Origin of the sequence: Telmatocola sphagniphila (assembly GCF_018398935.1) — a bacterium.
GTDB lineage: Bacteria > Planctomycetota > Planctomycetia > Gemmatales > Gemmataceae > Telmatocola > Telmatocola sphagniphila.
In genome coordinates this window covers 1,609,746-1,621,870 of sequence record NZ_CP074694.1, presented here as the reverse complement: position 1 = coordinate 1,621,870, position 12,125 = coordinate 1,609,746, and the positions used below count along the sequence as shown (strand labels likewise).

The 12,125-nt window shown below is 51.8% G+C and carries 6 protein-coding genes; 2 read left to right on the top strand and 4 right to left on the bottom strand.

Features of this window, described 5'->3' with window-relative positions:
• The first annotated feature begins 88 nt into the window (after positions 1-88).
• Entirely contained in the window at positions 89-3,058 is a 2,970-nt protein-coding gene (locus KIH39_RS06640; RefSeq protein WP_449343000.1) for a PVC-type heme-binding CxxCH protein, read from the top strand.
• Between the two features lie 60 nt (positions 3,059-3,118).
• Here KIH39_RS06640 and KIH39_RS06635 read toward each other — a convergent pair whose 3' ends face one another.
• The 4 genes from KIH39_RS06635 to KIH39_RS06620 all read right to left on the bottom strand — a co-directional run bounded on the left by KIH39_RS06635 (position 3,119) and on the right by KIH39_RS06620 (position 8,920).
• A complete protein-coding gene (locus KIH39_RS06635; protein ID WP_213498495.1) occupies positions 3,119-4,555 on the bottom strand; it encodes a DUF1501 domain-containing protein in 1,437 nt (478 codons plus the stop codon).
• Between the two features lie 27 nt (positions 4,556-4,582).
• Complete coding sequence (locus KIH39_RS06630) at positions 4,583-7,087, bottom strand: PSD1 and planctomycete cytochrome C domain-containing protein (protein WP_246539567.1); 2,505 nt, start codon at positions 7,085-7,087, stop codon at positions 4,583-4,585.
• 271 nt (positions 7,088-7,358) lie between these two features.
• Complete coding sequence (locus KIH39_RS06625) at positions 7,359-7,778, bottom strand: hypothetical protein (protein WP_213498494.1); 420 nt, start codon at positions 7,776-7,778, stop codon at positions 7,359-7,361.
• A 95-nt stretch (positions 7,779-7,873) separates the two neighbouring features.
• Positions 7,874-8,920 (bottom strand): DUF1559 domain-containing protein, encoded by a 1,047-nt coding sequence (locus tag KIH39_RS06620; RefSeq protein WP_213498493.1) that lies wholly within the window; start codon positions 8,918-8,920, stop codon positions 7,874-7,876.
• Between the two features lie 313 nt (positions 8,921-9,233).
• Here KIH39_RS06620 and KIH39_RS06615 point away from each other — a divergent pair, with 313 nt between their 5' ends.
• Entirely contained in the window at positions 9,234-10,763 is a 1,530-nt protein-coding gene (locus KIH39_RS06615) for an IS1380 family transposase (RefSeq protein WP_213493945.1), read from the top strand.
• The last annotated feature ends 1,362 nt before the right edge of the window (positions 10,764-12,125 follow it).

Genomic DNA, 12,125 nt, shown 5'->3' with positions numbered 1-12,125 from the left:
CTCCCGGAAATAGTCCCCATCTTTTTTTTGCGAGGCCGGGACCGTAGACTCTTTTCTCCAGACGCGTTTTCGGTTATCATGCGGCCCTATGAAAAAAAACATCACTCTCCTGGTTGTTCTCTTTTTCTCAACTGCACTTTATGGTCAAGCGCCATCGAAGCCCGCCCCGCTTGCCGAAGCGGCACAACGGATGAAGGTTCCTCAAGGCTTTCACGTCACACTCTTTGCCGGGGAACCGGATATCGTTCAGCCGATTGCGATGTGTTTCGACGATCGAGGTCGGCTATGGGTGATCGAAAATTTGTCTTACCCGAGATGGTCCAAGGATGGGACGGGTAAAGATAAAGTCGTCATCTTTGAAGACACCAAAGGGGAAGGGAAATTCGATAAACGAACCGTATTTCTGGATAACGGCAGCAACCTGACCGGTCTCGAAATCGGTTATGGCGGTGTCTGGCTCCTCTCGGCTCCGAATCTGATTTTCATTCCAATCAAACCGGGAGAGGATAAACCCGCCGGGCCAGCCGTGGTCAAGCTGACGGGTTGGTCGCTCGAGGCCAAACACAATGTCGTCAGCAATCTCATCTGGGGTCCCGATGGCTGGCTATACGGTTGCAATGGCATTCTCGCAACTTCGGAAGTCGGTCCCCCCAGTTCTTTCCCCGCCGGTCGAACCAAGATGAACTGCGGCGTCTGGCGCTACCATCCCATTCAAGGCAAATTTGAAATTGTCGCCCAGGGCACGACCAATCCCTGGGGGCTCGATTGGAACGCCGAAGGTCAGATGTTCATTACCAACTGCGTGATCAAGCATCTGTTCCATGTGTTGCCAGGTGGACACTACGATCGCATGTATGGCCAGGATTTGATGGACTACGTCTACGAACCAATGCCGAGCATTGTCGATTACATTCACTGGGCGGGCGGCGATTGGACCACCAGCCGAGGCGGGAAAGGCGAACATTCCGACATGGGGGGAGGGCACGCGCACTCGGGAGCCATGGTTTACCTCGGGACTAACTGGCCGGAAGAATATCGCGGCAAGCTCTACACCTGCAATATTCACGGCAATCGCATCAACTGCGACAAGCTGACTAAAAGCGGATCCGCTTATAAAGGCGAACGTCAGCCCGATTTCCTGTTCGCCAACGACGAATGGTTCCGAGGATTGGCGCTGAAGTGCGGCCCAGATGGCGGCGTTTATGTTCTCGACTGGTGCGACACCGGCGAGTGCCACAACTACGAAGTCGTGGACCAAACGAATGGGCGAATTTACAAGGTGGTTTACGGCAAACCGAAACCCTGGGTCGGAGATCTGCAGAAGGAAGATTCCCTAAACTTAATTAGCTTGCTCCAGAATAAAAACGAATGGCTCGCGCGAAAGGCCATGAGATTACTCCAAGAGCGATTGTTCAGCCCCGAACGGGAAAAGATTGAAAAGGCTCTTACTCGGCGAGCTCAAGAACTGCTCGCGAAAAATGAAACTGCAAATCTTCCAAGTGATCCAGAATTCATTCGTCCAGAGATTGCTCTTTTGCGCTATATGTGGGTGCTGGGACGCCCTCCCGTACTAGAGGCTTATGTCACCCATAAGTCGGAGGACGTCCGAGCCTGGACCTTCCGGTATCTCATTCAAAACGACTCTACCGTTCTCAAAGACAAGGAATACTTACGCCTCATCCTCGAAGAGAAATCTCCCTTCGTTCGCCTGCAAATTCTTTCCGCTCTGAAAATGACTGGAAATTTGGATAAGGAAATTCTCGAGAAATACGCCAGCCATAGTGAAGATGTCAACGATCCTTTTATTCCCAAAATGCTCTGGTACACTCTGGCAGAGAGTTCACCCTCCAAATTAATCTACTCGGAAGTGCCCGATCTGAGCAAAATCACCTTTCCGAAAGTCCAGGAATGGTACGTTCGTTATCTGGTACAAAAGGAAGGATTGAACGCACCAAAATTGAATCAGTTATTGCTAGCGAAAACATCAGAAGCATTAAAAACCGACAACTCGGTTTCGGCCGGTTTACTCACCGGTTTGCTTGGGCAACACGATGTGAAAGCACCCGAGGCCTGGAAAGCCGCTTTTGCGCGCATGTGGAGTAGCGACTCCCCAGAAGTGAGATCGAACGCCCTGAAACTGGGGGTCATCTTCAACGAACCTCGAGCATTCGAAACGCTCAGCGAAACTCTGAAAAATCCCAAAATTCCTGTTGGAGAACGTCAGTCAGCGCTCGAAACGCTGGCGGATGCCGCCAAGCCCAATTCGTTGCCTTTGATTCTCGATCTTCTGAAGGAACCGGCGCTGCGTCTCAAGGCGATTCAATCGCTCGCGAACTTTAAAGATAACAGCGTTCCCACCTGGATCATGCTCTACTTCAAACAATACTCACCCGAAGAGCAGGAAGCTGCCGTCAACACGCTTTCGTCGCGAGTGGAATATGCCCAGACTCTGCTCGACGGCCTGGAAGATAAAACCATTCCCAAAAAGCTGATCGGCGTGCTGGAAATTCGACGGCTACAAGCATTGAAGAGCACGGAACTAGAGGCTCGACTCGTCAAGGTGATCGGTTCAATTAATCCACCGAAGCCGAATATCAAGCAGGAGATTGAACGATACAAATCCACCTATACATCAGATTTTCTTGGCAAAGCTGATCTCAAGAACGGTCACATTATTTTCATGAAATCTTGTGCGGTCTGCCATCAATTGCACGGCGAGGGTCAAAAGATTGGACCCGATCTGACCGGCTCGCAACGCACTAAACTCGATTACCTGCTGGAGAACGTTCTCGATCCCAGTGCGGTGGTGGCCAACGAGTATCGTGTGAAAATTGCGGTGACCCACGCAGGTCGAGTCGTCACCGGAATCATTAAACAGGAAACACCAGATGCCTTCGTCATTCAAGATGTGAATGGCTCAGTGACCCTGGCGAAGAAAGACATCGAGGAACTGAAAGATTCCCGGCAATCTTTGATGCCCGACGGCTTGCTCTCCAATCTTTCGACTGCGGAAACCCGTGACCTCTTCGGTTATCTGATGAGCCCGAACAAGCCATAAGGTTTCACGAATGAAGGGGCAGATGGGAGGTGATGCATCTCATCTGCCGTGCAGCCACACTCAGGACAGGATACCCTTAATCACATTGCCGCTGATATCGGTCAGCCGGAAGTCCCGTCCCTGGAAACGGAAAGTCAACTTCTCGTGATCGATGCCAAGGAGATGCAGCATGGTGGCGTGCATATCGTGGACAGTCACCACATCCTTCACGGCGTTGTAACCGAATTCATCGGTCTCGCCATAAGTGGTTCCGGCCTTGATTCCGCCGCCGGCCATCCACATGGAGAAGGCTTTCATATGATGGTCGCGACCATCGCCCTGAGCCATCGGCGTGCGACCGAATTCACTGCCCCAAATCACCAGAGTATCCTTCCAGAGGCCCGTTCGTTTCAAATCCTTGATCAATGCAGTCATCGGTTGGTCGACTTCGCGGCCGACTACTTCAATGCCATGTTTCACGCCGCCGTGATGGTCCCAATCGCGATGATAGAGCTGAATGAAGCGGACGCCCCGTTGAGCCAATCTTCGAGCTAAGAGGCAGTTCGAAGCGAAGGTGCCGTCGCCGCCTTTAGCCCCATAAAGCTCGAAGGTTTCCTTGGTTTCATCGCGTAAATCCATCAGGTTCGGCACGCTGCTCTGCATGCGGAAAGCCATTTCGTACTGACTGATTCGTGTGGCTATCTCCGGATCGGAGACATTCTTATCGAACATCCGATTTAATTGCTCGGCACTGTCGATGACATCGCGCTGGCGGTCTGATGTGACCCCTTGCGGGTTGCCAACGTATAGGACGGGGTCTCCCTTGGAGCGAAAATGCACCCCTTGCAATTGACTCGGCAGAAACCCGCTATGCCATTGCCTTTGGGCGATGGGTTGTTGCTGGCCGGACGCCCCGGTGGAGGTCAGCACAACGAATCCGGGCAGGTTATCCGATTCCGAGCCCAGGCCGTACCAAAGCCAGGAGCCCATGCTAGGACGGCCGGAGATCAGAGTTCCGGTATTCATGAAAGTATGGGCAGGATCGTGATTGATCGCTTCGGTTTTCAAAGATCGAATGATACACAGATCATCCGCCACATCGGCGAGTTTCGGGAAGATTGTTGAGATTTCCTGGCCTGATTTGCCACATTTTTTGAAGGCATGCTGAGGACCGAAGCAATTGAGCTTCGCCCCCTGAAGTTGAGCGATCGGCTGTCCTTTGGTGATCGATTCGGGCATCGGCTTGCCATGCATCTCGGCCAGCTTGGGCTTATGGTCGAATGTTTCGAGATGAGAAGCCCCACCGGCCATGTAGAGGTAGATCACCCGCTTCACTTTGGCCGGATGATGAGTCGTTTTCAGAATCCCCGGCCACTGGGTCGACTTGGCATCGGAAGAGCCAGCAAGTACTCGCGGATCGAATAGAGAAGTGGCCGCCAGGGCGCCTAAACCAAAGGCCGATTGCCCCAAAAAGGTTCGTCGCGAGGCCAACTGGCGAAGCTGTTCGATAGTTTTCATGTCTATTTTCTCCGGTTGGTCGCTCGACTAGTTCCGGGTCAGAGTTTCGTGCAGATTAAGGAGAACGCGGCAGACCGAAGTCCAGGCCGCCAGTTGAGCCGTATCGAATTCCTTCGGTTTGGGGTAAAGGCCGACGCTCAGGATCTTGACCGCCGCCTCCTTGTCGCTCTGATATTCCCTCAAGTGCTTGGCGTGCAGTTTACTCAGCACCACTTCCTCATCTTCGGACGGCTTCCGGGACAGGACCTGTTTGAAGAGCCAGGAAATCTTCTGCGGTTCAGAGGTTCCGGTTTTCTGAATGACTTGCTGAGCCAATACCCGCGATGCTTCCACATAAGTCGGATCGTTCAAGAGCACCAATGCTTGCAATGGTGTGCTCGATCGGCTCCGCTCATTCGTGCATTCCTCGCGAGTCGGGGCATCGAAAGCGAACAAACTGGGATGGAGGAAGCTTCGGCACCAGTACGTATAAACGCCTCGACGATACTGGTTTTCGCCCTGATCGTTCTGCCACTCTCGAACGGGAAAATTCAAATAGGACCAGAACCCCGCCGGTTGATACGGCTTCGCGCTCGGCCCGCCAATTTTCTGATTCAGTAGTCCACTGACGGCGAGGGCGTTATCGCGAACGAATTCCGCATCGACTCGAAAGCGACTCTGACGGGCCAGCCAGATGTTGCTGGGATCCTTCTCCATCATTTCCGCCGTGGCGACCGAGGATTGTCGGTAGGTATTGGACATCACCATAAGCTTCAGAATATCCTTCGTGCTCCAACCTCTTTTGATGAACTCGATCGTCAACCAGTCCAACAGGGCCGGGTGGGAAGGAGGAGTACCCTGCATCCCGAGATCATCCAGATTGCGAACCAAACCCTGCCCGAAGGCAATTTTCCACAGACGATTTACGTACACTCGCGCGGTCAACGGATTTTCAGGCGATGCAAGCCATTTCGCCAGATCGAGTCTTGTCGCCCGGGCTTTGGCATCTTTCGGAGCAACGCTCCCCAAAAAAGCGGGCACATCGGGCTGGACCGGATCCCCCGAATCGTCCTGCCAGTTGCCTCGAGGGAGAATTCGCGTCATTCGCGGCGAAGTGGATATCGAAACCAGAGTCGTTGGAATGCTGTTGACGAGTTGATCCCGTTGCGTTTTCAATCGGGCTAGCTGTTCTCGCTCTTTGCTCGTCGATTTGGCAATCTGAGATCGAAAATAGACGCTGATGGCCTCTTTCTGCCCCGGATTCCGCTTATCGGCCGTGATTTTCAAAGCTTCGATCACAGGACCAGGAAAACCTTTGGTTCCCTCTTTCTTCCCGGCCAGTTCCGCCTCCCACTTCAGCTGTTCCGCGTCCCGTTCCACAGAGGGCTTTTTCCAGCTGGCTTCCAATTGCGCAATTTCGTTTTCCCATTTCTTTAACTGAGCTTCCTGTTCCGAAGTCCCGAGCCGGGTCTGCTCCTGCCGGCCTACCGCATGTTCTCGGATATCGGAGAAGAAAGCCGCGAATCGGTAGAAATCTTTTGACGTGTAGGGGTCATACTTGTGGTTGTGACACTCGGCACAGCCCAATGTCGCACCTAACCAGGCATTGGAGGTGTTTCGCACTCGGTCGGCGGCGTACTTGGCCGTATATTCCTTCGCCTGGGCACCCCCTTCTTCGGTTGTCATCAGCATGCGGTTATAGCCGGAAGCCACTTTGGTTTCATTGTTCGGATTGGGCAACAGGTCGCCCGCGATTTCTTCGATCGTGAACCTATCGAAGGGTTTGTTTGCATTGAAAGAGTTGATCACATAATCGCGGAACATCCAGATATCTCGATGATTATCGCTGTGGTAGCCGCACGTATCCGCATATCGGACCACGTCGAGCCACATCACGGCCATCCGCTCACCGAAATGAGGTGAGGCCAGCAGACGATCAACGACCTTCTCGTAGGCACTGGCACTGTTGTCAGAAAGAAAGCTATCCACCTCTGCGGGGGTCGGAGGTAGCCCTGTCAAATCCAGACTGAGCCGGCGGAGCAGGGTACTCTTATCCGCTGTCGGGGAATGCCGCATCTTCTGCTTGACTAATTCCGAAGCTACAAAGGCATCCACCGGATTCCTCACCCAAGCCGCCTCGGGGATAGTCGGAATTGCAGGTGGGACAGGTTTAACATAGGCCCAGTGCTCTTCGAATTTTGCTCCCTCTTCAATCCAGCGTCGCAACAACTTCAATTGCTCGGCAGTAACCGCGGGCTTTTTTGATTGCGGCGGCGGCATGACCTCATCCGCATCTTTCGTCGTAATACGCTGAATCAGAAGGCTCTCATCGGCTTTCCCGGGATGAATGGCCTTCTTGAGAGCGGCCTCTCGAACGTCCAGGCGCAGCTTAGCTTTACGCTGATTTTCATCTGGGCCGTGGCAGGCATAACAGGCACTCGCCAGTATCGGACGGATATCGCGATTGTAATCGACCGGCGTTTCCGCACGAGCCGTGGAATTTCCAATGAGAAAGCTGAAAGCCATCAACAGGGGAGAGGACCATCGAAGCATGACCGTATACCTGGAGCAAAAATGTCAGAGATCGGCAGGAAGAGGAATGTTTGCTTGGAATCTAGTCTCGGCTAGCTGGCACGAACGGACGCCTGACAAAAAATCCGGGAAATTCCTCTGCGCATAGGTTATCCGAGTAGAAGAGAGTTGTCAAACACTACGCAAACCTTGCGGAGGCTTTTGAAGCCTCCGGGCCTGCATGAAGCTTGGGTGTCTTGTAACACAGGTAAAGGTGTTGGGCGAAATTCGCGAAGAGTTTACGTTTGAATACTTACTTGCTCTTAAGGTCGAAATTGAAGGTATTCGTGCCATCGGAGACGACTTCTTTGTGCAGTTCGCTCTTGGTGTTGTAGCGTTCTGGTAACTTATTCACTTCGGTCAATTGATCGTACCCGGGCCCTTCCATTTTCATCTTCTCTTTCAGGGAAACCTTTTCAGTGGCATTCAATCGAACGAGATTATTCCCGACCGGAGCTCGGCCATCGTATTTCCCATCCAAAATGTCGAGGCTAACGGACGGAGTGCCATCGCCCAGCTCAAAAGTAATTTTCCCTACTTTGAGAGGAGCGCCGTCGAGGGTCACCGAGCCGTTTACTTGCGCCTTAGTCTGAGATTTGGGTTTTTCGGGGGAACAACCGGGGCCGGTAAACAGAATTAGAACAATGAGACCGGAAAGAATTGGTTTGAGCATGTAAATTCCTTTCTTAGAGATGGGGTGGGAAAATAGCGCAGAGAGTCAATCCGTAAGAAATACGGATTGACTCATAGTGTTTGACGGAATCGATTTTAGTAATCGCCTAAAACCATTCCATCATCCCGAGTGGCAAGTTCGGCCAGCGTTACGATGCTCATGCTGTCGCGGAGGAACACTACCGAACCGTCGCCGCGCAGGGCATTGATGCCGCCCGTATGAGCCGAGTTGAGCGGAATGTTGTTACCCATGTTGGAGCAAACGCCTTGACCACCGCAATCGCCACCTGGGGTCCAGCCCGATTTCTGATTAATGCCGTATCGGATGGTCGTCATTTGGAAATGACGCAAGTCCCCGCCATTCGATTGATTCGGTGGAGCCACGTTCCAGTAGGTCCCGATTTCCCAGCCGTTTGCTGTGCTGGCATTCCACGGGTTCTTCGTGCCATCCGAGGTTTGAATCAAATCGCCCTGTTCGCTCACCAGGAGCTGATTGCTCGAACCATCGGTAATGCTCGCAAAAGTGATATTGGTCAGACCGGGAGCCAGAACACCGCCGCCGCTAGCAATACCACCGTTGCAGCAGCCGGTACCGCCGCCACTGATATTATTGCGTGTCTCGGTATAACCGGGTATCAGGCCGTTGACAGCCCCCGCGATCCCCACATAATGGCTGACTGCAATCGCTTGACCGGTATAGGTGCCAGTTGTGGTCAGTGGCAATGTGCTGGAAGGACAGTTGTATATTTTCATGGTCACGTTCGCAGCCGCGTTGACGTTATTGGCCGCAGCCCCGCCCCAACCAGATCCGCCATTGAAAACGAACTGATTGTAAAGGTTTCCCTGTTCAAGATAGGGCGTGATAAATACGGTCCAGGCACTCCCCCAACCCCAGTTGGTACCGTAAGGCGGTTGATCCGTGAAACCACCTGCCGGGAAGAAGCCCATGGCATCATGGTAAGAGTGCAACGCAATACCAATTTGCTTTAAGTTGTTCGAACACTTCATGCGAGAGGCCGCCTCGCGAACCTTTTGCACTGCCGGAAGCAGAAGACCAATTAAAATTGCAATGATGGCAATAACTACTAGAAGCTCGATCAGAGTAAAACCCAACCGAGAGCGACGGAGAGAAAGTCGCGACATAAAGACTCCTTCAAAAAATGGAATTGATAAAAGCTTGTGACTCTAAATTCTGACTGGAAAATCCAGACAGGAAAAATCATCCAGCTATCGGGTAATTGAAACACAGCTCGTATTAAAGGTCAATTAAAACGATAATTTTTCTGCACAAAGACTGCCTATACATTAACTTTACCTCATCTACTAGGCCTTAAACCAGCGTAGTTTTTTGGAGAATTGTTTCGATTTATCGAAGAAAGCTCGAAATCCTTTTTGTTTTCTGCGGTTTGTGTAAGTAACCGCTTAACAAATCGACAGTCGCAAAAAGGAGTTTCGAGTGAATGTTATTTTCGGACGTTGGTTTCAAAAATGCAAGAGTCGAATCGAACGTCGCCTGGCTAAGCGAGAGGCCGCGATGACCTTCGCTCCTTCTTTCGACGCCTCCAACATTCATTACGAAGTCTCCGAACGCGTGGGGGCGATCAGTTGCGGAGGCCTCGGGGCCATGCACCTTCTGGCCCGGCGTATCGGACTGATCGACGACATCGACGAGAAGCTGCATCTGCTCCAATTTCAAAGGCCTTACTCGGAATCGGACCACGTGTTGGCCATCGCTTACAATTCCCTTTGCGGGGGTACCTGCCTGCAAGACATGGAACTGCGTCGCACGGACGAAAACTTTCTCAACGCCTTGGGCACTCAGCGTTTTCCCGACCCGACTACTTCGGGCGACTTTTGTCGACGCTTCGATAGTGGCAGCATCCAGGCTTTGATCGACGCTTTCAACCAGACCCGTTTACGCGTCTGGTCGAAGCAACCCGATTCCTTTTGGGAATGCGCGAAGATCGACGCCGACGGCAGCTTTACCCAAACGCGTGGCGAGCGTAAAGCGGGGATGGACATCAACTATAACAGAGACTGGTGTTACCACCCCCTGGCGGTGACCCTGGCCAACACCGGTGAGACGCTGAGCATCGTCAACCGTCCCGGCAATCGCCCTTCGCACGAAGGGGCCGCGGTCGAACTCGACCGGGCTCTTTTGCTGTGCCTTCAAGCGGGCTTTCGCAGGATCGTCTTTCGCGGCGACACCGATTTCTCGCAGACCACTCGCCTCGACGGCTGGGATGCCAACGCCAAGGTACGCTTTTATTTCGGCTACGATTCGAAGCAAAACCTCGAAGCAATCGCGGAAAAACTGCCGGAAGCGGCTTGGCACAAGCTCGAGCGTCCCGCGCAATACTCGGCGAAAGCGAAGTTGCGACACCGACGGGAAAACACCAAGGAGCGGATCGTCCAAGAGCGGGAATTCGTAAATGTGAAGTTGATCTCCGAAGCGGTGGCCGAGTTCGAGTACCAACCGACCGCTTGCCGAAGGGCGTATCGCCTGGTGGTGATTCGCAAGAATCTTTCCGTGGAAAAAGGCGAATCCGTTCTGTATCCGGACGAACGCTATTTCTTCTACATCACCAACGACCGGGAGTGCACGGCCGCCGAAGTCGTCTACGAAGCCAACGATCGCTGCAATCAGGAAAATCTGATAGCGCAGCTCAAGGGCGGTTGCCGGGCCTTGCACGCGCCGCTGCACGATCTGGAAAGCAATTGGGCGTACATGGTGATGGCCTCCCTGGCCTGGAACTTGAAAGCCTGGTGGGCCTTGACGTTGCCGGAAACTCCCGGTCGCTGGCGGGAAAAGCATCGGGACCAGAAGCAGTCGGTTTTGAAAATGGAATTCAAAACCTTCCTCAATGCTTTCATGCTTCTGCCTTGTCAGATCGTCCGGAAGGCCGGCCGCATCGTCTATCGATTGCTCGGCTGGAACCCGCACTTGCCGATCTTCTTCCGACTACTGAAAGCACTGAGGTGCTGATCGTTCGACCGACTGAAGTCGGGATCCGGATGTCCCGATCCGATAAAACGCCGAGAGCTATTCGCGGAAAGGAAGAATGTTTGAAAAATAGAAGTATGCGTTCGGCCGAGCGAAAAGCTCCGGCGCGGAGGACTCATCGAACTATCTCGCTAAAACTCCCCACGGAATTGGCATCAAAAACTTCGCTTGTTTAAGGACTAGAGTGAGGATAGCCCCTTATTCTTTGAAAAGCCAACCAGAATTTTTCAGTTCTGGGCAATTCGAAAGTAATTTGCATTACAAATAATGATAACCGTGTGCTTTAAGAACGATTATCAAAAAACCGATTGAGACGGAATACCAGTCGATCAGAGGGAATCTTTCAGCTTCAAGTGCGTATTTGCTAATTAGCATTTCTTCGACGATTCTACCTGCATTTTCCGCACGCAATCTATATACCTTCCGTTCATCAGTATAACGCCACGGATCAGCTTGTATTTCGTGCAAACATTCTCGATATTCCTTGATTTCCTGATCCCGCACGCCAGCCGTAAGTGATCACGATTTGACAGGGCAACTTATCTCTTTCCCACGCTAGAGAATAAAAATTGAAGTCCTTGGAGCAGAACACTTAACGCCATTTTTGACATCGGGATTGATGCATTGCGCGGCATACACGACTTTTGGATACAAGGCCGCAAAAGCACTCTATCAAGTTTCAGTAAGGTTCCATTCTGGCGCGGTTAGAAACCGACATGGAGCGAATGTCCGCTATCCGCTAAGCTTTAGCATGCGGGACAGTGAACCAATCCACATTCAAGTGTACCTGCCTGCCACGAATGAACAGCTTGTCTTACTTTGAAAGAAGAGTGACCGCGGTATCGAATGGTTGCAATGTAACATCGGATCGGTTTAAAAGGAACCAGTGTTTTTTTCAGTCACGAGTGTACGAAGAAGAGCGCCGCCGTCCGATTCAAACAGACTTTTTTCAAATCGCGGCTTTTCCTTGAGAATATTAACGCTTCCACTCCAGACAGCATTTTTGAGCTTTCGCACAAAAGGCCACTATTTCTCGAGAAATAACCTAAGGTCATCAAATTGGCGTTTTCCACTATATGAATATTGATGATCTGATGACCTTTAAAGAAAATGCATTACTTTTTTCGCATCGTAACCTGGAGAATTGAGTGGCAGATGGGAGATACGTTACTCTCGGCTATCTTCCAAATTTTCAAAGCTTGACGTTTCGTTGTTATTCGGGAGGCTGTTTAAGCCGGGCCAAAGCCTTAGAAATTTGCATAAGGAAACATCTTCTGGAAGATACAAGACTTTATGAATCTGCCTCGTTATACTGTGATCGTATTGGCAAAACAAATGTTTACA

Coding starts and splice junctions, on each gene's coding strand:
- KIH39_RS06640 (WP_449343000.1), top strand. CDS start 89: ATGAAAAAAAACATCACTCTCCTGGTTGTTCTCTTTTTCTCAACTGCA.
- KIH39_RS06635 (WP_213498495.1), bottom strand. CDS start 4,555: ATGAAAACTATCGAACAGCTTCGCCAGTTGGCCTCGCGACGAACCTTT.
- KIH39_RS06630 (WP_246539567.1), bottom strand. CDS start 7,087: ATGCTTCGATGGTCCTCTCCCCTGTTGATGGCTTTCAGCTTTCTCATT.
- KIH39_RS06625 (WP_213498494.1), bottom strand. CDS start 7,778: ATGCTCAAACCAATTCTTTCCGGTCTCATTGTTCTAATTCTGTTTACC.
- KIH39_RS06620 (WP_213498493.1), bottom strand. CDS start 8,920: ATGTCGCGACTTTCTCTCCGTCGCTCTCGGTTGGGTTTTACTCTGATC.